Source organism: Spirosoma knui (assembly GCF_054780635.1).
In genome coordinates, this window is sequence record NZ_BAAGVY010000009.1 from 148,581 (window position 1) to 172,988 (window position 24,408).

The following is a 24,408-nucleotide window of genomic DNA, read 5'->3' on the forward strand; positions in this document are numbered from 1 at the left end:
AACCGGGATTAGCTTACAAAGCTATCATTTTAAACGTATGCGCTGGAATCGTTATTACCCTCTTTTGTGGAGCCTGCTGCTGAGCGGATGCCTGCTGGCCGCTTGTTCAGCCCCGGCTGACGACCGCCCCGACAACCTGGTTCCGCCCGATCGGATGGCTGATATTCTAACCGAAGTTCACATTGCCGAAGCCCGTGTGAGCCGGCTTGGCCTGCGCTCAGTCGATTCATCGAATATCGTGTACAAGCACCTCGAAAATCAGATATTTCAAAAGTTTAAAGTCGATACAGCCGCCTATCGAAAGAGTTATATCTATTACTCGTCGCACCCCAGCGACATGGAGGTTATTTATAAACAGGTGACCGGAAAACTGCAAAAAAAGATGAACGCCGGAAAGCGCACTCAATCATGACAGTAGGTATTATTGGTGCGGGTATTTCGGGCTTAACGCTGGCGTATGAACTGCAGCAGCGTGGCGTATCGTATCAGCTCTGGGAAGCGTCGGCCGAAGCAGGCGGATACATTCGCTCCCGCCGGGAGTCGGGCGAAACCGGAGCTACGTATCTGCGCGAACTCGGCCCGAACTCGCTCCTGGGCGACGCCGACCTGTTACTGTGGCTCGACCAGCTAGGCTTAACCCCTGAACTTGTGTTCAGTAAGCCCGTCAGCAAAGCACGTTACATCTTCCGGAACGGCCAGTATCGGCAGTTGCCCTCAGGGCCACCGTCGCTGCTGTTCGGCAATTTTTTCAGCTGGAAAACCAAGCTGGCTATTTTTCGCGAGCGAACCAATAAAACCGTCTCGCCCCCCGGCGAAACCTTGGCGGCTTTTTTCCGACGTCGCTTCTCCGATGAGATTGTGGATTATGCGCTCGGGCCGTTTGTCGCGGGCATTTATGCCGGTGACCCCGAAAATTTGCTCGTGTCGGAGACGTTTCCCATCCTTCTTCAGTACGAACGGGAATACGGCTCCGTACTGCGCGGCCTAATTAAAAACCAATCGGCAACGGGCCGTCGGCAGTCGTTTAGCTTTCGCGACGGGATGCAGATGCTCCCGAACGCGCTGGCGGCTGCGCTTACTAATCTGTCCCTAAATACCCCGGTTACCCGAATTGAACGCGGTAATGAGGGCTGGCACGTAACGAGTGCCGATGGCACAACGTTCGTTGACCAACTGGTGCTCGCCGTGGGCACGGATGCGGCTGCTCAATTAGTAGCTCCTCATTACGCGAACGTAGCAGATGCATTACGTCGGGTTACGTACCCACCGATGACGGCGGTTCACACGGCTTACAAACGGGCGGATGTTCAGCACCCGCTGAACGGCTTTGGAGGTTTAAACCCCAAGATTGAAGGGCGTTTTGCGGCTGGTCATATCTGGAGCAGTTCAATCTTTGATGGCCGCTGCCCCGATGATGAAGTATTATTTACGACCTTTGTGGGCGGCCAGTCAGCTCCCGAAAACGCTCGTCAGCCCGATGACCTCATTGCCCAGACTATACAGCGGGAATTAGCCGAAAGCTTCGGCATTCGGACTGGGAAACCGACCTTTCAGGCTATTTATCGCTGGGAACGGGCTATTCCGCAGTACGACGCCGGTATTGTGGCCGTTAAACAGCAGATCGAAGCGCTCGCGAACGATCACCTGCACGTTTGCGCAAACTGGTACGGGGGCGTTTCGCTGTCCGATTGCATTCGTAAGGCCCAGAGCCAGGCCATTACGTTATCGGCAAACGCCTGATTAAGAATTTTTAATGATTTATAGAGACAAAAAACGGGTTCTTTGCTGTTCTATACATACCATCTCATTAACTCACTTGACAATCCGTGAAAGAACGTCTGGTCGTTATTCCGACATATAATGAAATTGAGAACATCGAAGCGATTGTTCGTAAGGTTTTCAGCCTGCCCGAACCATTTGATGTGCTCATCGTGGACGACGGTTCACCCGATGGAACCGCCCAGCGCGTTCGCGACCTGCAGGAAGAGTTTCCGCCCACGGGCTCGTCGCACCGGGATGCCGGACCACGGCTTCATTTGCTCGAACGGCGGGGTAAATTAGGACTGGGTACCGCTTATATTGACGGATTTAAGTGGGCTCTATCGCGCGGGTACCAGTACCTGTTCGAGATGGACGCTGATTTTTCGCATAATCCTGAAGACCTGGTTCGCCTGTATCATGCCTGCGCCGACGAAGGCCCAAACCGGGCCGATGTGGCCGTGGGTTCGCGTTACATCCGGGGCGTTAACGTAGTGAACTGGCCCATGGGTCGGGTGCTGATGTCTTATTTTGCGGGGGTTTACGTGCGGTTTATTACCGGCATGTCCATCATGGACCCAACAGCGGGTTTCATTTGCTACCGACGCGAGGTGCTGGAAGTGATTCTGCACAATCCGATCAAGTTTGTCGGCTACGCGTTCCAGATCGAGATGAAGTTTACGTGCTGGAAGTATGGATTCCGCATAACAGAAGTACCGATCATTTTCACCGATCGTACGAAGGGCGTGTCGAAAATGTCGTCCAAGATTTTTAAGGAAGCCGTATTTGGTGTCTTGCAGATGAAGATCAGCAGCTTTTTCCGGCATTATATTCCTCGGCGGGAAGCGACCAAAGCCGAAGAGCCAGTCGACGCTGTTTAACAGATACATCTTATAGCAAAAAGCCCTCCCGGTAACCGGGAGGGCTTTTTGCTACACTAGTTTTTTAAGCCTTTCCTGGATCTCGTCCTCCCCGGCATCAATGTCAATGCGTTTGTGCGGATTCGTGAACCCGGCAAGAATCGTTACGTTCGATTTGGCGATAGAAAATTGCCTGGCCAGAAATTCAACCAAGTAGGCGTTGGCCTTTCCGTCCTGCGCGGGCGCTTTGATCTTGGCGTTCAGTTGTCCGGCGGCATCGTAGAACAGTTGATCAACTTTACTGCCCGGCTTAACTTTCAGGTGAAGAGTCACGGCAACTAAACATTGATGTTGTAATTCAAACTGATTTCATCGCCGGTCATGCCTCGAAATCCCCAATTAGACGGAGGGCTCTCCAAGATACAGATTTCGAGGTCCGTAACGGATAAACCAATCTGATCACCTACTCGCTCGTACAGCATATGAATCAGTTTTTTCTTCGTCTCAACAGTCCGACCAGTCATCATCATAAACTCCAGGATAACGTAGCGCTCCGATGCGGTGGCAGGCATGAAGAAATCGTCCCGGTCGAGGTAAAAGAACCGATGTGCCCGCTTGTTTGGCGGGAATTGTAGCGCGTCAACCACGCAGCTGTGAATGACGTCGGACAGGCGATTCCGGATGGGCAGCAGGTGTTCCCGAACTCCGTAGATTTTTACCTGGCTCATACCACTTCGCGCTTCAGTTGCTCGGCCAGCACGGCAATTCCTTCTTCAAACGAGTGCGGATCGTAACCCAATACGGTACGGGCTTTGTCGAGTGTAAAGCCGGTGCGGGGAGGGCGCCGGGCAACCTGCGTAAACGTAGAGGCATCGGCCTGCGCAATCAGCGATTTATCCAGCCCAAAATAATCCGCGGTTTTAATAGCCATATCATACGGAGTCAGCACCTCTTTGCCCGATATGTTGAAAATGCCTTCGGCTTCTTTATCGGCAATCAGGTAGCAGCCCATCGCCAGATCTTCAGCCAATGTCGGGCTACGCCATTGATCCGTAACGACTTTAATGTTCTTACCATCTTCCAGCGACTTCTTGACCCAAAGAATAATGTTGCTCCGGCTCATATCGTGTGCGATGCCGTACACAAGTACCGTTCGGGCAATGGCCCAGCGAATGGACGTACCGGTCTGACCAGCACAGCGCACCACCTTTTCGGCTGCGTACTTGCTCCATCCGTAGAAACTAATGGGATTGCCTTCGGCCGTTTCATCATACGGTCCGGCGGCTCCGTCGAAAATGAAATCGGTAGAAACGTGCAACAGAAAGGCATCAACGGCGCGGCAGGCTTCGACCAGATACTCTACGGCCATTACGTTCTGCGCCCAGCAGGCATCTTTCTGAAGCTCGCATTTATCTACATCGGTCATAGCCGCCGTGTGAATAACTACATCAGGACGGGTTTCGCCGATCACCGCCAGCACCTGCTCCCGGTCAGTAATATCCATCGACTGATAGCTATATCCGTCCGAATAAGGCAGGCGGTTAGCGCCCCGCGCGGTAGCGATTAATTCAACATTAGGCTGTTGGGTGAGCAAGTCAACCAGCTTTTGACCCAGTAATCCGTTTGCGCCGGTAAGCAGAATTTTCTTCATAAAGTCGATTGTAGTATCGCGAGGAACGATCGTTAGCGCTTCGAAGCGACAGGCTGATACGAGTATCCGTATTGCTTCGTTATTTTCTTTTTCTTAACCCATTCACCGCTCATGGTCATGCGGATGTCTTTGAGTGGACGATCCTGCGGATCGCGCGGTTGCTTAGCAATACTGTCTACAACAGCCAGTCCATCGATCACCTGCCCGAAAACTGTATAATTTCCATCCAGATGGGGACTACCGCCCAGCGTTTTATAAATCTGCTTCTGCTCTTTCGTAACGGTACGTTCGGGAGCGCGGCTACGGCCCCGTTCGATCTGTTTCTGTAGTTCATCTTCGGTCCAGACGCGGCCCTGTACTACGTAAAACTGACAACCGCTGGAGGCTTTTTCCGGGTTGTTGTCGCGCGCAGCGGCCAACGCGCCTTTCTGGTGAAACAGGTTCGGCATAATCTCGGCCGGTACTTTATAACCAACATCGCCGTTACCCAGCGGCTGATCGGCCTCTGCCTTTCGTGAATTTGGATCACCGCCCTGAATCATGAATCCCTGAATGATGCGGTGAAAAAGTAGGCTGTCGTAAAATTGCTGGTTAACCAGTTTTATAAAATTCTCTTTGTGCTTAGGCGTCTGATCAAACAACACAAGGCGCATGGGCCCGTAGTTTGTAGTCAACGTAACGAGATAATCTTTCTTTTTTTTGTTTTGCCCCAGCGCGAGGACCGGCATCAACAGAAGCAATAAGAGCGTTTTTTTCATGGAGAAGGCCACCGAATAGCTATAGGAGAACCTGATTTTGGAAAACATCTTTCAACCGCTGGTCATGTGTAACCACGATCAGACTAGCCCCGATCTGCTCGGATTGTTCGCGGAGCAACCGCACAACGCGCTCCGTATTTTCATCGTCGAGGTTAGAGGTCGGCTCATCGGCCAGGATAACCGTCGGTTGATTCATGACAGCCCGGGCAATGCTAACCCGCTGCTGTTCGCCCTGGCTAAGCTGGTTTGTTTTTTTGGTTAGCTGATCACCAAAGCCGAGTTGCTGCGCCAATTGACGGGCACGTTCCTTATCCTGCGGCTTATTCGCCAGATAATTTGCCATCAGCAGGTTATCCAGCACCGATAATGAACTAACGAAATGAGGTTTCTGATAAACGATGCCTACGTGCTGGGCCCGAAAAGCGGCCGTTTGCGCTACGCTAAGCTGCGTGAGGTCCGTCTGGCCGATTGTCACCGAGCCACTTTTCGGACGAAGCAACAAAGCCAGCAGGTGGAGCAGGGTTGTTTTGCCCGTTCCTGAGCGCCCTAAGATCAGCAGGGCCTCTCGATCGGCGCAATGCACGTCCGGAAACGTAAATTGTTTGGTCGGGCCGTATTCAAAGGTGAGTTGATGGGTTGCCAGCATCGAATTATAACGACTACCGGCAAAAATAGGTAAAAGTTGTAATTTCGCCGGAAACCAATCCATATAATGGTCGGAAACAAAGCACTATGCGCTAGCCGTCTTGTTCTGTTTGCGAACCGTTAACCCTTGTACCGTTGAAACGTATCGCCTTATTTGCTTCCGGCTCCGGTTCTAACGCCGAAAAAATTGCGGACTATTTCACGGGTAACCCTAACGTTGAGGTTACCTTACTGCTCTCCAACAATGCGAAAGCCGGTGTGATCGATCGGGCCCGGCGGGGCTTTGGCAACGGGTTACACGTACCTGTGCTATTGTTTGACCGGACGACTTTTTACAATACCGACCGAATCACGCGGATTCTTCAATCCCAGCAAATTGATCTGATTGTCCTGGCCGGTTTTATGTGGTTGATGCCGTCTGGATTAGTGCAGGCGTTTCCCGACCGGATTATGAACATTCACCCGGCGCTGCTGCCTAAATTTGGGGGCAAGGGTATGTACGGCCACTTCGTGCACGAGGCCGTGGTAGCCGCGGGAGAAACCGAATCGGGTATTACAATTCATTACGTAAACGAGCGCTACGACGAAGGACAGCCTATTTTTCAGGCCAGCTGTCCTGTTTTGCCAACGGACTCGCCCGAAGAGGTCGCGCGAAAGGTGCAGGTTTTAGAGCATGCGCATTACCCAAGAGTTGTCGAGGAGGTCTTACAATCCATGAAAGACGTATTATGAAGGCAATCCGGCAGCTACTTTGCATACTGGTCGTTTCCGGTGTTTCGGCCAGCTGTTTCAAACCGATTGTGTACCTGCAAAACAGCCCGAACTATCCGGTCGATGTGTTCTACGAGAACCAGCGCCCCGAACGCCCATTCGAACCCATACAAGATCTGGAAACCAAAGGAGAAGTGCCGCTGGACCAGCGACAGACGGCCAACAAACGAATGCTTAGTCGCGGCAACGACATGCAGCAAAAGGAACTGCTGCTCGCCCGGCTGACAATGGAAGCTAAAAAATTAGGAGCCGACGCGTTGGTGGGCGTACGCTACAAATATTACACCTCAATGACCACCAACGGCTACCTAATGACCGGGTTAGCGGTGAAGTACAGAAAAGAATACTAACTATTTAACCTCTTCGTAATCAACGTACTCTCCGCCTTTAAAGCTGGAGTCGTCTTGTTTGGCCTGACGTTTATCGACCCGTACTTCGCCTTCCCGACGTTTACCGTATAAATCCCCCTGGCGCTTCTGCTCCTTAACCAGCTGCCGCCCTACCAGCAGATAGAACACAAACCGGCGCACGGGAGGCACGAACAAAATAATCAGGGTCAGGATAAACAGATATTTAAAGAGCATATTGATATCGTTGATGTAAATTAAACGCTCGCCGGAACAGATTAGTTTGCTAGTCCTTCCAGTACCTAGAAGGACTAGCCGTTAACTACTTACTGTCCATATAACGCTTTTCCGGCCGCTTCATACTTATCGCCCGGCGACCATTGTGGACGAGTGGCCCGATCGGCAATCAGGCGGGCGGTGTGCGCAAAGGCCTGGCAAAAGCGGTGAACGTAGTTAAAATCCAGCGATTCCGGATTGTCGATCGCCTGGTGGTAGTACTTGCCAATGGCCTCATCAAACGACTTAAAACCTGCCGAGAACGTAGGAGCTGGAATGCCCTTTGCCGCGAAGCTTACGTTATCTGACCGATCGAAAAGACCTTGCTCGGGGGATGGCTCGGCAAAAACACCCAGACCAACGGCTTTTGCACCGGCTTCTATCTCGGCTTTAGCCCCCGTACGTTCCAGCCCTATAACCGACACGATGGTGGTATCATTGTACCCGGCTCCGTCTGTATTTAAGTCGAAAACCGTTTGCTTTAAGGGCACCAGCGGATGTTCCGCATAATAGCGGCTACCCAGCAGGCCCACTTCTTCCCCGGTTAGGGCCAGCACGAGCACCGACCGCTTTGGATGTTGCAGCGCCAGGGCTTTAGCCGCCGTTAATAAGGCTGTAACGCCCATAGCATTATCGCGGGCCCCGTTGAAAATACTATCGGATGGCTGATACGCACTACCACCCTGCTTGCCAACGCCAACGTGGTCAAAATGGCCTGATAAAATCACGTACTCTTCTTTGAGCTTCGGGTCAGATCCTTCAATAACGCCCGCTACGTTGGCCGACGACACCGAGGTTTGAGGCCGCCCGGAAGTTTGGAGCTGAACGGTTGTACCGGCTTCTTTCAACTGCCGGTATTGGTTGTTCGCGTTGTTCACCCACAAATGCGCTAGGTCTGTATTGCCGACTGGCTCGGCTACGGTAACCTGCTCTCTAGTAAAATACTGGTTCACAAACCCCCACGGAATGGATTCGCTGTATAGTTCCAGCAAAGCCGCGGCTCCCTTTTCGGCTGCGATCTGCCGTTTACGACTGGCCGCACTAAAAATTTCACGGGGTCCTTTTGCATCAGGAGAACCGCCCTGCGCGACCACAATCCGGCCTTTTACATCGCGTCCTTTGTAGCCATCTTCACCATCGGTCAGCCCATAGCCGACATAAATGACCTCGCCGGAAATAGCCGTTGGCCCACCGGCCATCACGACCAGTTCTTTACCGAGTTTCAGGCTGTCTTTCCCAATGACCATAACCGCCGAGCTAGCCGCTTTGACCTTGTTCAGGTTGATCCGTTGAAAAAAATCGGGTTGGCCTGGTGCGGGTTTGAGTCCAAATTTCTGATACTGCTGGGCAATGTATTCAGCAGCCTTCTGATTGCCGGGCTCACCCGTCCGCCGTCCCTGCAGGGCATCGGACGCTATATAGCGAGTATGCTCTTCCACCTCGGCTCGCGAGATGTTGAACTCCGGCAGTTTGGCAGTAGCCGTTTGGGTGCGTGAAGCAACTGGTTTTGCAGATCGTTTCTGCGCCTGTATAGACGTAACGGTTAAGGTAAGTCCGACAAGTAGGGTTACGAACGGAGTCGTTTGCATGTTGGAAGCAATTAAGACTGTAAAAATACGAAAAAGACCGGCGGCTTTACGTCATCTGAAGCTACGTCCTCAACGCTTCGGTCAGTCTCCTGCAAACGGGCGTATCGATACGCCTTGGCCTCCGGCCTAAATTCAATTAATTTTGCGTTGCTTTTGGTCTGGTTATGCCGTTCCCATTCACTGGATTATCTACCGATATCTCTATTACGTTTACCGCTAAGTCCGAGCGCACCTACCTGTTTATTGCCTCCGGACTGCTGGCGCTGTATGTGTTTCCGTACCTCTGGCTTGGCGAAGACGCGTACGTAACTATTCACGATAACCTGGACAGTGATTTTTTGTACCTGTATTTACTGAAAATTACCGGCACCGCCTTTGATTTCGACCTGAACACCGTCTTACCCAACATCATGAACGGCGTTCCCCGGTCGGCGCTACGTTCCGGCTTAAACCTGGAAGTTCTCTCATTTTATTGGCTGCCGCCGTACGTAGCTTATGTTAGTAACCTGGTGGCTGTACATAGCATTGGCTTCGTGGGCATGTATCTCCTGCTGAAGCGGCATGTCTTGCCGGAGCGGACCTGGAGCCTGACGCGGGTGGCCGTTGCGTTTCTGTTTGCTCTTGTTCCTACCTACATCGTTCATGGCGTATCGGTTACTGGTCAGCCACTCCTGCTTTATGCATTTCTGAACCTGCTCACTCGAAAACAACCCAACTGGACGGACTGGCTAATCATTGCGTTGTTTCCCTTCTATTCGTTTTTTGTCTGGTCGGGTCTGTTCATCTGTATTGCGCTTGCCATACTTGGTTTTGTGCCTATGCTTAGGCGGAAACAGATTAGCTGGTCTTACGTCGGTGGGCTTGTGCTGCTTTCGCTGCTGTATCTGGCCAGCGAATGGCAGATGATCTACTCATTCCTGGCTAAGACGTATAGTTCCCAACGTACTGAGTACGATTACGCCCGGCTCCTACCGCTTACCATCGAGGACAGCTTCCACAAAGGATTCGACTTGTTTACCCGAACGTATTACCATAGCGGTTCCTTCTCAACGCTTTGGATACTGGCCATTGTCGGATTTACGGCGCTGCGATGTAATCGATCAGGTTGCTATACGCCCAGGCGCGGGTTAGCTACAGGTGTGGGGGTAGCGATGCTAATCTGCCTCTTCAGCGGTTTTTATCGATTTCCTGCTGTGTGGTTGGGTAAGGGCAGTCCGCTGCAAGTTTTCCAGTTCGACCGATTTTATTTTCTGTTGCCGCTGCTGTGGTTTTATCTGTTCAGCCTGTCGCTGCGGGCGTATAAGTCCAACAGTTTTTTGAATCGGCTATTTCTAATCGGGCAGTTCATGGTCATGCTTATGGCTAACCACAAATGGACAATCAATATCGAAAAAATGACAGGCCAGGTAAGTGATGTAGATTACCCATCTTACCGAGCCTTCTATGCACCGGATCTATTCAGCAAAGTACGAAATTACATCGGCCGACCGCAGGCTGCGTATCGGGTAGTAAGCGTGGGTATGCATCCGGCTGTTGCGTTATACAACGGTTTCTATACGCTGGACAGCTACCAAAACAATTATCTAGTTTCCTACAAGCATTCGTTCCGCCGGGTGATCGCCCATGAACTCGCCAAAGCGCCCGCGATTGCAACGTATTACGATGCTTACGGTTGCCGGTGTTACACGTACTCCGCTGAATTAGGGATGTCGGCAGAAAGTGCTCTTTGCGGAAAACACAAACGAAGGAGCCTTACTAAATTGGCACTTGATGCAGTAGCGCTTCAATCGCTTGGCGGTCGATACGTCTTATCGGCCGTTCCTATTCGCAATGCCATCAAAAACAGACTTCGATTACGGAAAGAGTTCGATGATCCGGCCAGCTATTGGCGCATCTGGCTTTACGAGGTCATGAAATAGGTACCAAAACGCCAGGCCTTTACCCTTTCTTGTAATGTTGCCGAGCGAACCGCATAAACGTATCGGCTAGCCCCCCGCCAACCCCCTGCAGTTGAATCGAGTAAAAGTCGCGCTGAATGGTGAGTGCCTGAACATCGACGACCTTCAGCGCTCCTAACCGCAGTTCATCCTGCACGGCAAACACCGATATAAACGCCATACAGCGCGAATTACTCAGGTACGACTTGATGCCTTCGGTGCTGCCTAAGTGCATTTCTACCGTCAGATCGGTTAGGCGAAGCCCGACACCACGGAGGGCGTGTTCTACGACTTCAAGAGAACCCGATCCGCGTTCACGTAATACGATTGGCACTACCCGTAGTTCATCGAGCGTAATCTCATCCCGATCGGCCAATGGGTGATCAGCGCGGCAAACCAGCACCAGTTCGTCCTTTACAAACGGCGTATACCGAATGTCGCTGTGATGCGTTCGTCCTTCTACAAGGCCTAGGTCGATATCATCGTTGAGGAGTCGCTGCTCAATCTGTTCCGTATTGCCGCTGACTAAAGATATAGCCACGTCGGCCGACTGCTCATGAAAACGCGCCAGCACGGGCGGAATTACGTATTGCGCGATTGTCGAACTGGCTCCAAGTCGCAGGGTACCGCCGGGCTGGCCTTTGAGCGCGTTCATGTCGAATTCCAACTGTCGATACGTCGCCATGATTGTCTCGGCATGACGCAGCAGTACGCTGCCCGCCATAGTCAGGCTGATCTGATTACCACGACGATCGAACAGAGCCGTACCGAAATGATGTTCAAGCTCCTGAATGTGCTTTGTCACCGCAGGCTGCGTTACGAACAGTTCGGCAGCCGCTTTGGTAAAACTAAGCCGCTTGGCAACCGTGTAAAAAACGTTCAGGCGAAAGTCAAGCATAAATGAATGGGGTTACGTGCAAATAAACGCATTAAACGTATACCCCCTTACCGAAGCGCCTACCGCTCTTTCGGGCGCTTATATAATGGCACGGTGCTGCAAGGCTCGCCGAATAGGAGACTTTGCACAACCGGACGTAACACCCGCGTCAGTTCTACGTAGGCCGCCGTGGGAACGGGGACTTTGGAGCATCCCTTCACCACCACCCGAGCGTCTTTATAGTCAGCGGGATTGATGCGGGCGATGGCATCGAAATAAAGCTTCTCTTCCAAATCCGCCAGGGCGCCAAAAACGATCATATTTGCGTAAGGCTCCAGCTGAATGGTGAGCAGCATATACGCCCAGGTTGGAACGATCGCATCTTCCGAACAGGTTAGCGCTACGTTCTTGCCGGCGTACTGGCTCCAGTCGTGTTCTTTCAGGAACGCACGGAAGTCTTTTTCCTTTAGAATCAACCCCATGAACAGGTTGTCTTTCAGGTCGTACACAACCCGTTCGCCGGGGTGATAATACTCTTCCAGATCAAGCGTAATGAGGCCGCTGTTGGCCACCCGGTTAACGATTTCGGCTTCCATATACTCAGCAGATAAAGGCTGATAGTCCGTCCTTATCTGTTATTCATAATACATTAACAATTCGCCTATAGTTCGCTTAAAAAGGCAACAGGCAGGTCGGTAATTTTTGTTACTTTTGTTCTTATATCTAATAACGAACCGCACTAAACGATTGGCCAATGAAATTTATCGTTTCCTCGTCCGTACTACTCAAGAACCTACAGAATATTAACGGCGTCGTGGCGACCAACCCGATTGTGCCGATTCTCGAAAACTTCCTCTTCCGCATTGAAGATGGAACACTTACCGTAACCGCGTCGGACCTGCAAACGACCATGACCACGGAGATTCCGGTCGAAGCGAGCGAAAATGGGGCCATTGCGATTCCTGCCAAGCTGCTGCTGGACACGCTACGTAGTCTGCCCGAACAACCCGTAACGGTTAACATCGATACCGATACGTTTGGTACTGAAATTCTGACCGATAACGGCCGGTATAAGCTCTCGGGCGAGAACCCCATCGACTTTCCGAAACTGCCGACGGTTAACAAAAACATATCGGTCGAAATGTCGTCCGACGTTTTGCTCGGAGCCATTAACAACACCGTATTTGCTACCAGCACCGACGATCTGCGTCCGGCCATGACGGGCGTATACCTGCAACTAACCGGTGACAATGCTACGTTCGTGGCAACGGATGGGCACCGGCTTATTCGCTACCGCCGGACGGATCTGGGTTCGTCGGCCAGTACGTCGATCATCATTCCGCGTAAGGCGCTGCAACTGCTAAAGGCGTCTCTGCCCGAAAACACGCCCGTAACGGCGGAGTTCAGCCAGGCGAATGCTTCGTTCTCGTTCGGACCTACGCAGTTGATCTGCCGGCTGATCGACGAGCGCTTTCCCGACTACGAAAACGCCATCCCTACGAACAACCCGAACGTAATGACCATCGGCCGGACGGATCTGCTTAACTCACTCAAGCGGATCATGATCTATGCCAACCGGACCACACACCAGATTCGTCTGTCACTGAAAGCTAATTCGCTCACGATCTCGGCCGAAGACCTGGATTATTCGAACGAAGCGAACGAGAAACTGCTATGCGACTACGACGGGGACGCCATGGAAATTGGCTTCAACGCCAAGCTGATGTCCGAAGTGTTGAGCAACCTGAGCGCTAAAATGATAACGCTCGAACTATCGGCTCCGAACCGTGCAGGGCTGCTTATTCCGGCTGACAAAGAGGAAAACGAAGATATCCTCATGCTGGTCATGCCGGTCATGCTGAATACATACGCGTAAATCTTTTCTAGTATTTAGGAGCGAGGAGGTAGAAGTGAGAATGCTGGCGCGTCTTATAGTGGCACCGGATGGATTCTCACTTCTACCTCCTCGCTCCTAACTTCTTTATACAAATGAAACAACGTACTGCCCCGGCCCTGGTCTTCATCTTCATTACGCTTCTGATTGACGTAACGGGTCTGGGAATTATCATTCCGGTCTTTCCAAAACTGATTGAGCAGCTCATTGATGGCAACATTAGCCAGGCGGCCAGTTACGGTGGTTGGCTGACGTTTTCGTACGCAGCCATGCAGTTCATTTTCTCGCCGATTCTGGGCGGATTAAGCGACCGATTTGGGCGGAGACCTGTACTGTTGTTTTCCTTATTCGGGTTTGGACTCGATTATATCCTCCAGGGGTTTGCACCGAGCATCGGCTGGTTATTCGTAGGACGTATGCTGGCGGGTGTAACGGGCGCGAGCTTCACAACCGCCACCGCTTATATCGCCGACATCAGCACACCAGAGAAGCGGGCGCAGAACTTTGGACTAGTAGGTGCCGCGTTTGGCGTAGGCTTTATTCTAGGGCCAGCCGTGGGCGGATTCCTTGGTCAATACAGCCCGCGCATGCCGTTTTTCGTAGCAGCCGGGCTAACCATGCTCAACTTCCTGTATGGATTGTTCATTCTGCCGGAGTCGTTAGCACCCGAAAATCGTCGGCCGTTTAACTGGCGACGCGCCAATCCCGTCGGCTCGCTGATGCGGCTGGGCAAATATCCGGTGATCCTGGGTTTAGTAGCCTCACTGGTGCTTATCTACATCGCCGGATTTGCGGTGCAAGGTACCTGGACGTTCTACACAATGGAGAAGTTTAAGTGGGACGAGAAGACGGTTGGTTTATCGTTAGCCGCCATTGGATTGTCATTCGCGATTGTGCAGGGCGGTCTGAGTAGGCTGATTATTCCAAAACTTGGCCAGCAACGATCCGTTTACGTAGGCTTGCTGTTCAGTGCCTTAGGATTTGCCTTATTCGCCCTGGCGAACCAGAGCTGGATGATGTTCGCCTTTATGGGTGTTTACGCCTTAGGCGGTATTGCCGGGCCGTCTGTTCAGGGCATCATTTCCAATCAGGTACCGTCTAACGAACAGGGCGAACTACAGGGTGCTTTAACGAGCCTGACCAGCACGACGTCCATCTTCGGGCCGCTGATTATGACGAACCTGTTCTCGTATTTTACGGGAGCCAGCGCACCAGTTTATTTACCTGGTGCGCCGTACTTCCTCGCATCTGTCTTGACTATTATCAGCGCTATTCTGGCTCGTCGGGGATTTCGTAAGCCCCGGTTTGTTGCGTCTCCACCTGCCAATCAGGTTCCGGCGGGCGAAGCCTGAAGCGAAAACACGATATTAAATTTAAGCACCATATCATCTTCCGTTCTAAGTCCCATTAACGAGGGTCGTTCGATGCTATGCTCCGACATTTTAACCGGGAACTCGCCGGTTAGCGTCATTTTCCCACCGGCCTCTTTACGGGTAGCCTGCAACGTAACCGGTTTGGCAACGCCATGAAACGTTAGGGTTCCTTTAGCGGTCAGCGTACCATTGTCGCCAGCTTTCACATCGGAGCTGACGAAGGTTACATTCGGGTATTTTAGTCCCTCCAATACCTCAATCGCGTGTGAATCGCGGTTGTTGTTCTGACTATCAAACGAGGCAACTTTTATGGAGACTGCCACCGTTTCGGGCTGCTTCGTTTCGTCGTTATAAATCAGGGCGCAGTTCACATCGCGGCTCACGCCCTCCCAGCTATGTAAGGGGTGCTTAGCCGCATACGAAACGGTCGACAAGCCCTTATCGGCCATTAGTTTTCGCTTAGCCAATGGCTTACCAAAGGCACAAAGAATCGCAATGGCTACTAAGCAGCCATAAAAAGTTGTATTTTTCATAAGGTTAGAACGTTAAGGCAACAATGGAAGCTGCGTAGGCCCCGAACGTAGTATAGGCGGCTGCCCGGTGATACGGCTTTAAAGTAAAATCCTTTTCAATCAGGTGAGCCAGCACATTGGTAGCTACCATTCCGGTCAGGTGAACAATAGCTAGGTACTTATGCAGCTTGATCGACGTAAACCCGCGCCGGCCACCGACTACCGGGGGCGGAGCCGTTAACGACAACGCCAGCGTTGTTCCGTACGAGATGTTGATGAACGTAGCGGTCCGTTCGTGCCAGCGTTTAGTATCCACATACTCCTGCCCCTGCGCCTTGTAAAGCTTTGCTCCCAGCAAACCCTGGGTGATAAAGCCAGCCAGCGTAATGAACCCACCGATCTGATGGGCAACCAGCATGGTCCGACGAATTTTCAGCTCTTTCGCGCGACCTTCTGCCGACAGCGGAGCAATGTTCATGGTACGTAACAATCCTTTGGGTCCCCAGAAAGCACGCTGCGTAAAAATCATTTTGTGAGGCAGCAACGGCTGAGCTTCAGCGGGATCAGATAAACCCGCCAGCAGATCAGCCCCGGTTGTATCGGTTCCAACCGGTGTTGTATCTGCCAAAACAATGGTCTGGTCCGAGAGTGAGCTAAGCGTCGTGTCAGCAAGACCATTGTAGCCGTAGGTACTTACGCTCATGACCAGCAGTCCTAAGAGCCAACTTAATTTTCTTCCCATGTGATGTGCTGACAAATAACGTATGACAAATGAGGGATGGCTTTTCAATTCTTACTCCGTGATCTGCAGCTTATTCCCGTCGGTGCTGAGGGTCGCTTTATATAGTTTCATGGCTCTGGCTGCGGGCCCGGTCTGAACGCTTCCGTCTGTCTTGAAAACGGATCCGTGTGTACTGCAATTAAAATTATCGTCGCTTAACTGGTAAGAGATCGTGTCGAAACCTTCATGCGTGCAAAGCCGCTGAATGGCTACGTACTTATTTCCCTTCGTATTGGCGACCAGCACACTGCCCACTTTGACGAACTTCCCTTCAGATTTTAAGGTGCTGAAATCAGCATTCGTCAAGTCAAGCGTGAAGTTTACGGCACCTTTCGACGTATCGGCATTTCCCGTTAAACCCGTAGACGTTACGGGAGTAGTTGTGCCGTTGGTTGATCCGCCGGGAGCCGGGTCATTACTGCTGGAGCAGGACGTCAGCGTACCCATGCAATAGAATGACATTAATGCGGCACTGCTTAAGCCCAGGCTGCGAAGAAATTCACCCCGTTTCATCGGGTCGGTAGTTAGGTTAGTTTTCATCGTTGTATTTCGTGTAGTTACATTGATTAAGATTCGAAGCAGGCATCTGGGTGCCTAGAAAGAAATTTTTAGAGTTTATAACGAATGGAGAAGAAGGCTCCCGTACTCAGCAGATTGAGTTTATAATAGCCAATTTTCTTTAAAGGCATTTTTAGAAACGGCTCAATCTGCCAGGACAAGCGTCGGCTGAACGTTCGTTCGTAGCCCGCCGAGAGGTTTAACTGACTAAACTTATAGCCTCCAGTGTTGCCATGCCATCCCCTCCTATCCGGATATATATGGGGGTTATCCGGATCAGCATATTCATAGTCATAATCTTCCTGCCGCATGATGTAACTCGTTGCGCCCCCGCTTACAAACCACCGGTTCGTGCCCTGGCCGTTTATGGAGGGACGTAACAGTACGTCATACCGCAGATTAATGGGAATATCAACCATGTTGCATCGACCGCTAACGCCCTCTGGCTGCACCTGCCAGTTTGCGGTGTAGGCAGGCAGATCGTAATAATCCGTCGACGCTCTATACACTTTCGTACTGCGTAGTACCCCGACCTGAACGCTCCAGCGGGATGCCAGCCGGTATTCCAGCATCATACCAACGTTGGTACCCGGCCGGGTGAAGTCATGCAAACCAATCGTGCTTAAATCCGGCGATACCACAAATCGAACACTGAGCCCTGTCTGGAACGGCAGCTCTTGACGACTAACGCGACGTACCGTATCGGGCTGAACCGTTACGTCCCGGTCGACTGCCAGTTCCGGTTTGGACCAAAAGCCGGGTTTAGCCCGAAGTTCCGTCAGCGCGGGCAACTCAACCGGATTCGCCTGATCAGAAACGGGCGGTAACTGATTGTCTCCCGTTTCTGAACTGATCACTACGACCTCCGTCTTACCAGATTTCCAACGTTTCTTAACCGACGAACCTTCATTGGCTGCGTAACGAGTACCCGAAAAAAGGGAACTACCCGTGTAAGTCGTCGACGTCATCGCTCGCTTATCCCGGCGATTGACTTTCTGGAGCGAAAAACGACGGCTGTTACGTTGCGATCCGGTTGCTCCCGAACCTGATACAGCAGTTAAGCGAGAACGGCTGATTCGGTTGGCTTTTACTGCCCCATACGTCGGCGTTGCGCCTTTTGTTGCAGAGACCTCAGCTGGTTTACCAATAGTCGACGTTGGCAGCGGAGCAGCGTCATCGGCAATCGGCAACATCTTTCCGTTAATGCGCTGCTCGTCCCCGGCTTCGGTTTGCTCGGGCGTCATCCGCGCCGACCCATCGCCCGTCTTCTCTAACGTTACGTCAGCAACGCGCTCCTGCCTGCGCGTAAGCACTTGCTCATTCGGTGTTGCAACCGCGGCCCTGTTACCACCCTTACCCTCCTGTTTAGTTACAGCGGGCGATGCCACTGGCTGACGTTGGTTATACGCCAGCCAGGTTATACCGGTCAACAGCAGTACTAAAACAGGTAATCCTAAGCGAAGTAGGTACTTCGAAATCGGTGATTGCCGCGGTTTGGTGGCATCATGGGCGTCTAATCGACCTTCCATGGCCTGCCAGGCGGCCGGGTCAAACGGGGTATCGAACTCTTCAGCCGACTTTCTGAAGAGGCCGTCCAATTGGTCATCGGTTAGCTCTTGCATACTCATCGTAGTTTATCTGCTTCAATAACAAGCGTAGATTCTCCCGCGCCCGGGCCAGGTTCGACTTCGACGCGCCCACCGAAATTCCAAGTTGCCCGGCAATTTCTTCGTGCGTGAATCCATCCATGACATATAAGTTAAAAACTAGCCGGTAGGCAGGCGACAGCCGCTGAATGAGTAGCAGCAGATCTTCGTGCGCCAACTGACTATACGCATCGGCCGACTCCGAAACTACGGTATGTTCGGCCTGGGCAACGTCTTCGTGGTTGTGATGTTTTACTTCCTGCCGATAATGATCCACAGCTGCGTTGATCAGGATGCGTCGAAGCCAGCCTTTGAAAGGTTGGGCTGGATCGTACTGATCTAGCCGGGTAAACACCTTCAAAAAACCATCATTCAACACCTCCAGCGCACCTTCTCGGGTCGGTGCGTAACGCAGACAAACGCTCATTGCATAACTGTAAAATTGCCGGTAAAGTAGCTCCTGACTCTGTCGATGGTTGCGCAAACAACCAGCCAATAGGTCGGGCAAGGCCTGTATGTTCGGAGCGTTAGCCATTCTTAAAGTTGGATAATTATCTGCGATAAAGCCGAAGCGTCGGCTCTTCAATCAAAACGGCACGCATTCACTTTGTACAACCTCATAACCTTACTAGACGAGACGCCAGGCTCAATTCAGCGCTGCGGGCGATGTAGTGTTGACCACTGGCCAAACACCCGGCCGCGGAAAACTTACACCTTTCGTATTCCCCCGCTCGGTATCGTTTCCGAAATAATAGAGCGGCCATCCTTTGTAACTAAGCTGCGCTTTGCCAACGGCGTTCGTAGCCGTAGTAAAGTCAGCCCGGTTAAGCACGGATGGGATTTCGCCCAGATTTGCCACCGACAATTCAAATATCGGCCAGGTACCATTATTTGAGTTGTCGGCTTTCGTGTACGTGTTCTTATCCTTTTTATCAGGAGCGAACGCGTACAGGGTTCGGCCCAGGCTATCGGTTAAAAATAACGAGTTGCCTGTACCTTCTTTTGTATCGAACAGGTAATTTTTTCCGTCATTTCCGACCAGTTGCCGCGATGCCATCATCAACGTGTAATTTGGCTTCGCGACCATCCAGACGTTATTGACTTTGTCACCGCTTACGTCACCGGCTTTGGCATCGTTTACGTAGTAATACAGCGGCCACCCTTTAAACGTTGTCTGTTTGCTTCCATCAGCCCGGGTAATCGTAGCAAAATCACTGGCTTTCAATCCAGCACCAAGGCTTGGTGTTTCCTTATAGAATATTGGCCATACATCTTTGCAGCCCCCGGTGCAGGTAGCCTGACCGGCAACATCACTCGCAAAGAAATAAAGCGTTTTCCCGTTCTCTCCGGTAAGCACTTTACCCACCGACGTAGTAGCCAAACCGATGTCGTCGGTAGGTAGGGCTGGGTTGTCTTCCTTACAAGCCAACGTAACCACGGTCAGCATGGCTGACGCGAGCAACAGGCGACTTTTTGCAGCGAATGAATTCATTGTATCAACTGTATTAGAGGTTAGAAACTGAACAGTTGAACCGGTTCATTCAGCAATACGGACGCTTGTCCGGAAGGGTTGCGTAGCCGAAAAATTTATTTTTTATTCGTTGTCCGCCCGTCGGTCGGCCCGGATTTCTGGAATCGTATCGGAGTCAATTAACCCTAGGCTGGCCGCGTGTTCGGCCGCAGCCACCGTATCCGTCACCAGCAACATCGGAACATTGGCCGCTTCCGTTGTGCGAATCAGTTCACGTACCGACTCATCGCGGGTTTCGGGTGATACGTCCCGAATGTAAATAGCACGTATACGTCCCGGATTCTCGCGAACCACCTGCGAGTAGATTTCGGGGTCCTGCTGGCCGCTGTCGCCGATAAGTACAAACGGCAGTTGAGGGTTTACATCCAGCACCTTTCGGATCATCGCCAGCTTGTGCGTGTGGTGCGATTGCGAACTTAATAGCTTTACATCCAGCCCCAGATCGCGCAAAAGAATCGGGCCTTTAGGAATACCCTGAATCCGGAAAAAGTCGACTAATAGATCATACAAATTCCAGGGGCTGCTCGATACGAAGTAGATTGGGTTAAACAACGTAGTGACCGGACCACTTTGCAACGCCCGGTAAAAAGCCGCTACGCCCGCAAACGGTAAGCGGGTATACGCATTACCAAGGAACGTAAGCCGGGCCGTTTGCAGCAGACTCGTTGCGCCCGTAACCAGCACCGTATCGTCGATATCCGATATAACCCCAAACTGGCTGAACGGGGGCGATACCATCAAATACCCGTCTTTGATAACCGGCTCCTGCGTAGTGGGCTGAACGATACCATCCAGCGAATAACGGACTGGAAACCACACCCGGCCGGGCGGTAAGTCATTGGGAGGATTAACGGTCACTTCAAAATACCCTTCTTCGTCCGTAACAGCCGTATGTGTCTGACCGAACGTCTCTATACGTACCGTTACGCCCGCCACTTCATCGCTCTCGAAGCGCTGGTAGGTAGCCAGCAGATTCTGCCAGAACGTATCATTGTCGGAGGGTGTACTCAGGTCTTTCTCACGTAACACCCGGCCCTTTAGCCACACGGCCGTTGGACTGCCAAACCCGCGGTAATAAACGATTTTGTAGGGCTTTGCTGCGTCAAGCCGACCAAAAAGCCGATTCTTAAGTCGATCAAACTGAACCTCAGCATCCGCGGATGCATTTATCAAAAATTCTTTCCAGGTAGCCATTACGTAGTAAACTGTTCACAATCGACAACTCCTTACGTCACCCAAAAGTTAGTCTAGGCGAGGGATGCATACATTTTGTTCGGACAGAAATCAAGATTTGCCTAAAGCGGTTCCGTTACGTTCAGCCAGCTATAAGTTTGTGGAGCGCCGAAGCGGTGGTAACTTGCGGCCAAATTTAAAGTTAGTGGTTAATCACTCGATCAACGCTGACAAATCACTAGTAAAACTATGAGCAAGCAAATTGTTTATACAGACCAAGCCCCCGCGCCGATCGGGCCATACAGCCAGGCCGTTATGGTCAATGGGATGCTTTTTGTCTCTGGACAAGTAGCCATTGAACTCGCTCCACAGGGCGACATTCAGGCCGAGACCCAGAAGGTTATGGAAAACATCGGGGCTATACTGCAAGCGGCCGGGTTAGACTACTCGAACATCGTCAAAAGCAGCATTTTCGTCAAAGACATGAACAATTTTGCGGCTATTAATGAAGTCTACGGCCGGTTCTTCACAACCAAACCACCCGCCCGCGAAACCGTAGAAGTCGCCCGCCTACCCAAAGATGTTAACGTTGAAATTTCAGTTATAGCAGTTAGTTAGCGATTGAGCGAATGAGTGATTGAGTGAATTATTCATAGACTGTTCACTCAATCACTCATTCGCTAATTCACTCATTCATATATGTCAACTCCTGTACGCGTTCGTTTTGCGCCCAGCCCGACTGGCCCGCTTCATATTGGTGGCGTACGAACCGCCTTATATAATTACCTGTTCGCCCGGAAAATGGGCGGTCAGATGCTGCTTCGGATCGAAGACACGGATCAAAACCGCTTCGTACCCGGTGCTGAAGAATACATTCTGGAAGCCCTGAACTGGGTCGGTATTCAGATCGACGAAGGTCAGGGCGTTGGTGGACCGCACGCGCCATACCGCCAGTCGGAACGCAGAGAAATCTACCAGCAAGAAGCCGAGCGTCTGGTTGCCGAAGGTAAAGCGTATTATGCCTTCGATACGGCTGAGGAGCTGGACGCCATGCGCAAACGGCTCGAAGAAGCCAATGCGCCAGCCGCCCAATACAACTCCATCACGCGGATGCAGATGCGCAACTCGCTCACCATGAAGCCCGACGATGTGAAGGCTCGCATGGATGCGGGTGAACCACACGTGATCCGACTAAAAACACCCCGTAAGGAAGAAGTTCGGCTGAACGACTTGATTCGGGGCTGGGTGAATGTACACTCGTCAGCCATTGATGATAAGGTCTTGTTAAAATCGGACGGCTTACCAACGTATCATTTAGCCAATATCGTCGATGATCACCTGATGGGGATTACCCACGTGATTCGGGGTGAAGAATGGCTTCCATCGGCTCCGTTGCACGTGTTACTGTATCGATATTTGGGCTGGGAAGATACCATGCCACAGTTTGCCCACCTGCCCCTGCTGCTGAAGCCCGAAGGCAACGGTAAGCTCAGCAAGCGCGACGCTGACCTCGGTGGTTTCCCGATCTTCCCATTGCAGTGGACCGACCCCGTTACGGGACAAGTAGCCAAGGGGTTCCGTGAAGACGGTTATCTGCCCGAAGCGACCGTTAACTTCCTGGCTTTGCTAGGCTGGAACCCCGGCACCGAACAGGAGCTGTTCACGATGGACGAACTGATTGCCAGCTTCGACATTGCGCAGGTTCACAAGGCAGGTGCCCGGTTCGACATTCAGAAGGCGCAGTGGTTCAACCACCAGTACATTCGTCAGCGGCCCGATGCTGAACTGACCCCAACCGTGCAACAACAAGCTGAAGCCGCTGGCTTTGCCTGCCCAATTGACAAGGCCGAGAAGATTGTCGCCTTGTTGAAAGGCCGCGTCAATTTTGCTCGTGAGATTTTCGACGAAGCAGGTACCATCTTTAACGCCCCGACCACCTACGACGAAACCATTGTAGCCGCCAAATGGAACGACGATGCCGTACGTGCCGTAACCGCCTTCCACGACGCCCTACAAGGTTTTGAAGGCGAATTTGTTGCCGATTCAATCAAGCATACCCTATCTGACGCCATGCAGCAGGCGGGTATCAAGCAGGGAAAAATCATGCAGGCCATGCGCTTAGCCCTTACCGGCTCGGGTGCTGGACCAGATCTCATGCTCACGATGGAAATCATCGGCAGAGACGAAACCATCAGCCGACTGTCGAAAGCACTAGCAACGTTAAAAGTAAACGGGTAACTTATATTGTACGACTACTAAAACTAAAGCGAGTGGTCAAATTTGATCGCTCGTTTTGTTATGTCTTTCGTGAATTAAATTCACGTTTTTTTGCGAAGGAAGTACTCGTAATAATTGATTTAAATTGTTATTGATATTTTTTACACCATCTTACAAAGCAACATCAGGTGATATACTAGCCTTCTTTAGTACACGTAACCCTTTCTGGTAATTTCACCGCATGAGTAAACAAGTTAGTCAGTACGACAAAATATTTAAGGAAAATATAGAAGCCGTGATACCGAGTCTAATGCAAACTATACTCGGTATCACGGCTGTTTCATCTGAGGAACTTCCCGACGACATTCAGCATACCAAGGAGCGAAAGCCTGACGTGTTAAAGAAAGTCACGGATACACAAGGAAGCACGTTTGTATTGCACCTCGAATTTCAATTAGTCGACGAACCAGAGATGGTGTATCGTATGGCTGACTATCACATCATGCTGGCTCGAAAATATCGTTTACCCATTCGGCAATACGTGCTATTTCTTGGGTCAGGCGTACCTAAAATGGAAACTAGCTACGAAAGCGAGTTAATGAGCTATGATTTCCCACTTATTACTTTCTCGAACCTTGATTACCATATATTCCTTAAATCCAACCAACCTGAGGAAGTCGTTTTAGGCGTTCTGGCCAACTTTCAAGGCGAGAGCCCCGAAGTTGTTCTACATCAAATTATTCGTCGAGTTGAAGAAACGACCAAAGGTGATTTAGCGTTAAAAAGGTATTTTAGCCAGTTGCGTGTGTTAGCGCAATTGCGTAACTTAGGACAAACACTCAGAGATCTTGCTATGGATAGTATCGCTAAGTTTGTAAGCTTAGAAAAGGATGCGGCTTACATGATAGCTCAAGAGAAAGAACAAATTAAGTTTGTAACGAATCTATTGATTGACAGCGACTTCTCTGTAGAGAGAATAGCTAAGGTTGCAGGCGTTTCTGCTGAGTTTGTGAAAGAGGTTAAACAGAAAATTATTAATAAGTAAGGCTAGTTCTTAGTCGAAGCCATTCGTCCTTGAAAAACCTTATTACTTGAAGCTGTCTTCTTTCCAGGCTAACCCTTTTAAATCGTTAGCAGTACATTAGCCAGATTAAAACTGGCTCGAGCGCATTGCATGTTAGCCGACAAGTTTATCGAATGCAGTAAACAGTCGACCTCTTTATGAGACCGGCGGGCTATCCCCGAAGGTACTAT

27 protein-coding genes are annotated in these 24,408 nt (G+C 51.2%); 11 read left to right on the forward strand and 16 right to left on the reverse strand.

Going from position 1 to position 24,408, the window contains the following annotated elements; all coding sequences use genetic code 11:
* Positions 1 to 37 precede the first annotated feature (37 nt).
* From ACYVIY_RS18735 to ACYVIY_RS18745, 3 genes are all read left to right on the forward strand, one after another.
* On the forward strand, positions 38 to 412 hold the full coding sequence (locus tag ACYVIY_RS18735) for a DUF4296 domain-containing protein (protein ID WP_460977921.1): 375 nt from the start codon (positions 38 to 40) through the stop codon (positions 410 to 412).
* Entirely contained in the window at positions 409 to 1,740 is a 1,332-nt protein-coding gene (hemG, locus tag ACYVIY_RS18740; RefSeq protein WP_460977922.1) for a protoporphyrinogen oxidase, read from the forward strand. The genes ACYVIY_RS18735 and hemG overlap by 4 nt, the downstream gene beginning before the upstream one ends.
* An 86-nt stretch (positions 1,741 to 1,826) precedes the next feature.
* Positions 1,827 to 2,639, forward strand: a complete 813-nt coding sequence (locus ACYVIY_RS18745) for a polyprenol monophosphomannose synthase (protein WP_460977923.1) — start codon at positions 1,827 to 1,829, stop codon at positions 2,637 to 2,639.
* 51 nt (positions 2,640 to 2,690) lie between these two features.
* Here ACYVIY_RS18745 and ACYVIY_RS18750 read toward each other — a convergent pair whose 3' ends face one another.
* From ACYVIY_RS18750 to ACYVIY_RS18770, 5 genes are read right to left on the reverse strand one after another with little or no spacing between them, the layout of a single operon-like run.
* Positions 2,691 to 2,951 carry a DUF167 domain-containing protein gene (locus tag ACYVIY_RS18750; RefSeq protein ID WP_460977924.1) on the reverse strand — a complete coding sequence of 87 codons (261 nt, stop codon included), beginning with the start codon at positions 2,949 to 2,951 and terminating at the stop codon, positions 2,691 to 2,693.
* Positions 2,952 to 2,956: 5 nt separating this feature from the next.
* The gene (locus tag ACYVIY_RS18755) at positions 2,957 to 3,346 is read right to left on the reverse strand and encodes a tautomerase family protein (protein ID WP_460977925.1); all 390 of its coding nucleotides are present in this window, start codon (positions 3,344 to 3,346) and stop codon (positions 2,957 to 2,959) included.
* Entirely contained in the window at positions 3,343 to 4,269 is a 927-nt protein-coding gene (locus tag ACYVIY_RS18760; RefSeq protein WP_460977926.1) for an SDR family oxidoreductase, read from the reverse strand. Before ACYVIY_RS18760 ends, ACYVIY_RS18755 begins: the two co-directional genes overlap by 4 nt.
* Positions 4,270 to 4,301: 32 nt before the next feature.
* A complete protein-coding gene (locus ACYVIY_RS18765; protein WP_460977927.1) occupies positions 4,302 to 5,027 on the reverse strand; it encodes a peptidylprolyl isomerase in 726 nt (241 codons plus the stop codon).
* A 19-nt stretch (positions 5,028 to 5,046) separates the two neighbouring features.
* A complete protein-coding gene (locus tag ACYVIY_RS18770) occupies positions 5,047 to 5,673 on the reverse strand; it encodes an ABC transporter ATP-binding protein (RefSeq protein WP_460978050.1) in 627 nt (208 codons plus the stop codon).
* Between the two features lie 134 nt (positions 5,674 to 5,807).
* Here ACYVIY_RS18770 and purN point away from each other — a divergent pair, with 134 nt between their 5' ends.
* Both purN and ACYVIY_RS18780 read left to right on the forward strand, forming a co-directional pair.
* A complete protein-coding gene (gene purN / locus ACYVIY_RS18775; protein ID WP_460977928.1) occupies positions 5,808 to 6,404 on the forward strand; it encodes a phosphoribosylglycinamide formyltransferase in 597 nt (198 codons plus the stop codon).
* Positions 6,401 to 6,793: a hypothetical protein gene (locus ACYVIY_RS18780; RefSeq protein WP_460977929.1), complete on the forward strand. Its 393-nt coding sequence runs from the start codon at positions 6,401 to 6,403 to the stop codon at positions 6,791 to 6,793. The genes purN and ACYVIY_RS18780 overlap by 4 nt, the downstream gene beginning before the upstream one ends.
* On the opposite strand, the gene ACYVIY_RS18785 is transcribed toward ACYVIY_RS18780, so the two are convergent.
* Positions 6,794 to 7,027: a DUF4834 domain-containing protein gene (locus ACYVIY_RS18785; RefSeq protein ID WP_460977930.1), complete on the reverse strand. Its 234-nt coding sequence runs from the start codon at positions 7,025 to 7,027 to the stop codon at positions 6,794 to 6,796.
* An 89-nt stretch (positions 7,028 to 7,116) separates the two neighbouring features.
* Positions 7,117 to 8,655: a M28 family peptidase gene (locus ACYVIY_RS18790; RefSeq protein WP_460977931.1), complete on the reverse strand. Its 1,539-nt coding sequence runs from the start codon at positions 8,653 to 8,655 to the stop codon at positions 7,117 to 7,119.
* A 164-nt stretch (positions 8,656 to 8,819) separates the two neighbouring features.
* On the opposite strand from ACYVIY_RS18790, the gene ACYVIY_RS18795 reads away from it, so the two are divergent.
* A complete protein-coding gene (locus tag ACYVIY_RS18795) occupies positions 8,820 to 10,574 on the forward strand; it encodes a DUF6044 family protein (RefSeq protein ID WP_460977932.1) in 1,755 nt (584 codons plus the stop codon).
* 19 nt (positions 10,575 to 10,593) lie between these two features.
* Here ACYVIY_RS18795 and ACYVIY_RS18800 read toward each other — a convergent pair whose 3' ends face one another.
* Together ACYVIY_RS18800 and ACYVIY_RS18805 are read right to left on the reverse strand one after the other, a co-directional pair.
* Complete coding sequence (locus ACYVIY_RS18800) at positions 10,594 to 11,490, reverse strand: LysR family transcriptional regulator (RefSeq protein ID WP_460977933.1); 897 nt, start codon at positions 11,488 to 11,490, stop codon at positions 10,594 to 10,596.
* A 59-nt stretch (positions 11,491 to 11,549) separates the two neighbouring features.
* The gene (locus ACYVIY_RS18805; RefSeq protein ID WP_460977934.1) at positions 11,550 to 12,065 is read right to left on the reverse strand and encodes a DUF2480 family protein; all 516 of its coding nucleotides are present in this window, start codon (positions 12,063 to 12,065) and stop codon (positions 11,550 to 11,552) included.
* A 158-nt stretch (positions 12,066 to 12,223) separates the two neighbouring features.
* On the opposite strand from ACYVIY_RS18805, the gene dnaN reads away from it, so the two are divergent.
* Together dnaN and ACYVIY_RS18815 are read left to right on the forward strand one after the other, a co-directional pair.
* Positions 12,224 to 13,345, forward strand: coding sequence for a DNA polymerase III subunit beta (gene dnaN, locus ACYVIY_RS18810; RefSeq protein WP_460977935.1), 1,122 nt, complete (start codon positions 12,224 to 12,226; stop codon positions 13,343 to 13,345).
* A 113-nt stretch (positions 13,346 to 13,458) separates the two neighbouring features.
* Positions 13,459 to 14,715 (forward strand): TCR/Tet family MFS transporter, encoded by a 1,257-nt coding sequence (locus ACYVIY_RS18815; RefSeq protein WP_460977936.1) that lies wholly within the window; start codon positions 13,459 to 13,461, stop codon positions 14,713 to 14,715.
* Here ACYVIY_RS18815 and ACYVIY_RS18820 read toward each other — a convergent pair.
* From ACYVIY_RS18820 to ACYVIY_RS18850, 7 genes are all read right to left on the reverse strand, one after another.
* On the reverse strand, positions 14,691 to 15,269 hold the full coding sequence (locus ACYVIY_RS18820; RefSeq protein WP_460977937.1) for a YceI family protein: 579 nt from the start codon (positions 15,267 to 15,269) through the stop codon (positions 14,691 to 14,693). The two genes, ACYVIY_RS18815 and ACYVIY_RS18820, sit on opposite strands and share 25 nt — an antisense overlap.
* A 4-nt stretch (positions 15,270 to 15,273) precedes the next feature.
* Positions 15,274 to 15,951 carry a hypothetical protein gene (locus ACYVIY_RS18825; RefSeq protein ID WP_460978051.1) on the reverse strand — a complete coding sequence of 226 codons (678 nt, stop codon included), beginning with the start codon at positions 15,949 to 15,951 and terminating at the stop codon, positions 15,274 to 15,276.
* A 90-nt stretch (positions 15,952 to 16,041) separates the two neighbouring features.
* Positions 16,042 to 16,569, reverse strand: a complete 528-nt coding sequence (locus ACYVIY_RS18830) for a Rieske (2Fe-2S) protein (protein ID WP_460977938.1) — start codon at positions 16,567 to 16,569, stop codon at positions 16,042 to 16,044.
* A gap of 68 nt (positions 16,570 to 16,637) precedes the next feature.
* Positions 16,638 to 18,209, reverse strand: a complete 1,572-nt coding sequence (locus tag ACYVIY_RS18835; RefSeq protein ID WP_460977939.1) for a porin family protein — start codon at positions 18,207 to 18,209, stop codon at positions 16,638 to 16,640.
* The gene (locus ACYVIY_RS18840) at positions 18,190 to 18,768 is read right to left on the reverse strand and encodes an RNA polymerase sigma factor (RefSeq protein WP_460977940.1); all 579 of its coding nucleotides are present in this window, start codon (positions 18,766 to 18,768) and stop codon (positions 18,190 to 18,192) included. Before ACYVIY_RS18840 ends, ACYVIY_RS18835 begins: the two co-directional genes overlap by 20 nt.
* Positions 18,769 to 18,879: 111 nt before the next feature.
* Complete coding sequence (locus tag ACYVIY_RS18845) at positions 18,880 to 19,725, reverse strand: hypothetical protein (RefSeq protein ID WP_460977941.1); 846 nt, start codon at positions 19,723 to 19,725, stop codon at positions 18,880 to 18,882.
* Positions 19,726 to 19,827: 102 nt separating this feature from the next.
* Positions 19,828 to 20,958 (reverse strand): App1 family protein, encoded by a 1,131-nt coding sequence (locus ACYVIY_RS18850; protein ID WP_460977942.1) that lies wholly within the window; start codon positions 20,956 to 20,958, stop codon positions 19,828 to 19,830.
* 228 nt (positions 20,959 to 21,186) lie between these two features.
* Between ACYVIY_RS18850 and ACYVIY_RS18855 the strand changes: the two genes are divergently transcribed.
* The 3 genes from ACYVIY_RS18855 (at position 21,187) to ACYVIY_RS18865 (ending at position 24,199) form a co-directional block, all read left to right on the forward strand.
* A complete protein-coding gene (locus ACYVIY_RS18855; RefSeq protein ID WP_460977943.1) occupies positions 21,187 to 21,555 on the forward strand; it encodes a Rid family detoxifying hydrolase in 369 nt (122 codons plus the stop codon).
* Between the two features lie 81 nt (positions 21,556 to 21,636).
* Positions 21,637 to 23,175, forward strand: coding sequence for a glutamate--tRNA ligase (gltX, locus tag ACYVIY_RS18860; RefSeq protein ID WP_460977944.1), 1,539 nt, complete (start codon positions 21,637 to 21,639; stop codon positions 23,173 to 23,175).
* Positions 23,176 to 23,395: 220 nt separating this feature from the next.
* A complete protein-coding gene (locus ACYVIY_RS18865) occupies positions 23,396 to 24,199 on the forward strand; it encodes an RpnC/YadD family protein (protein WP_460977945.1) in 804 nt (267 codons plus the stop codon).
* The last annotated feature ends 209 nt before the right edge of the window (positions 24,200 to 24,408 follow it).

Bases quoted from the DNA above. Each gene is read 5' to 3' on its own strand.
- ACYVIY_RS18845 (WP_460977941.1), bottom strand. From the start codon at position 19,725: ATGAATTCATTCGCTGCAAAAAGTCGCCTGTTGCTCGCGTCAGCCATG.
- ACYVIY_RS18735 (WP_460977921.1), top strand. From the start codon at position 38: ATGCGCTGGAATCGTTATTACCCTCTTTTGTGGAGCCTGCTGCTGAGC.
- ACYVIY_RS18755 (WP_460977925.1), bottom strand. From the start codon at position 3,346: ATGAGCCAGGTAAAAATCTACGGAGTTCGGGAACACCTGCTGCCCATC.
- ACYVIY_RS18790 (WP_460977931.1), bottom strand. From the start codon at position 8,655: ATGCAAACGACTCCGTTCGTAACCCTACTTGTCGGACTTACCTTAACC.
- ACYVIY_RS18770 (WP_460978050.1), bottom strand. From the start codon at position 5,673: ATGCTGGCAACCCATCAACTCACCTTTGAATACGGCCCGACCAAACAA.
- gltX (WP_460977944.1), top strand. From the start codon at position 21,637: ATGTCAACTCCTGTACGCGTTCGTTTTGCGCCCAGCCCGACTGGCCCG.
- ACYVIY_RS18835 (WP_460977939.1), bottom strand. From the start codon at position 18,209: ATGCAAGAGCTAACCGATGACCAATTGGACGGCCTCTTCAGAAAGTCG.
- ACYVIY_RS18800 (WP_460977933.1), bottom strand. From the start codon at position 11,490: ATGCTTGACTTTCGCCTGAACGTTTTTTACACGGTTGCCAAGCGGCTT.
- ACYVIY_RS18760 (WP_460977926.1), bottom strand. From the start codon at position 4,269: ATGAAGAAAATTCTGCTTACCGGCGCAAACGGATTACTGGGTCAAAAG.
- ACYVIY_RS18785 (WP_460977930.1), bottom strand. From the start codon at position 7,027: ATGCTCTTTAAATATCTGTTTATCCTGACCCTGATTATTTTGTTCGTG.
- ACYVIY_RS18820 (WP_460977937.1), bottom strand. From the start codon at position 15,269: ATGAAAAATACAACTTTTTATGGCTGCTTAGTAGCCATTGCGATTCTT.
- ACYVIY_RS18855 (WP_460977943.1), top strand. From the start codon at position 21,187: ATGAGCAAGCAAATTGTTTATACAGACCAAGCCCCCGCGCCGATCGGG.
- ACYVIY_RS18815 (WP_460977936.1), top strand. From the start codon at position 13,459: ATGAAACAACGTACTGCCCCGGCCCTGGTCTTCATCTTCATTACGCTT.
- ACYVIY_RS18780 (WP_460977929.1), top strand. From the start codon at position 6,401: ATGAAGGCAATCCGGCAGCTACTTTGCATACTGGTCGTTTCCGGTGTT.
- ACYVIY_RS18795 (WP_460977932.1), top strand. From the start codon at position 8,820: ATGCCGTTCCCATTCACTGGATTATCTACCGATATCTCTATTACGTTT.
- ACYVIY_RS18865 (WP_460977945.1), top strand. From the start codon at position 23,396: ATGAGTAAACAAGTTAGTCAGTACGACAAAATATTTAAGGAAAATATA.
- ACYVIY_RS18830 (WP_460977938.1), bottom strand. From the start codon at position 16,569: ATGAAAACTAACCTAACTACCGACCCGATGAAACGGGGTGAATTTCTT.
- ACYVIY_RS18805 (WP_460977934.1), bottom strand. From the start codon at position 12,065: ATGGAAGCCGAAATCGTTAACCGGGTGGCCAACAGCGGCCTCATTACG.
- ACYVIY_RS18850 (WP_460977942.1), bottom strand. From the start codon at position 20,958: ATGGCTACCTGGAAAGAATTTTTGATAAATGCATCCGCGGATGCTGAG.
- dnaN (WP_460977935.1), top strand. From the start codon at position 12,224: ATGAAATTTATCGTTTCCTCGTCCGTACTACTCAAGAACCTACAGAAT.
- ACYVIY_RS18840 (WP_460977940.1), bottom strand. From the start codon at position 18,768: ATGGCTAACGCTCCGAACATACAGGCCTTGCCCGACCTATTGGCTGGT.
- ACYVIY_RS18825 (WP_460978051.1), bottom strand. From the start codon at position 15,951: ATGAGCGTAAGTACCTACGGCTACAATGGTCTTGCTGACACGACGCTT.
- hemG (WP_460977922.1), top strand. From the start codon at position 409: ATGACAGTAGGTATTATTGGTGCGGGTATTTCGGGCTTAACGCTGGCG.
- ACYVIY_RS18765 (WP_460977927.1), bottom strand. From the start codon at position 5,027: ATGAAAAAAACGCTCTTATTGCTTCTGTTGATGCCGGTCCTCGCGCTG.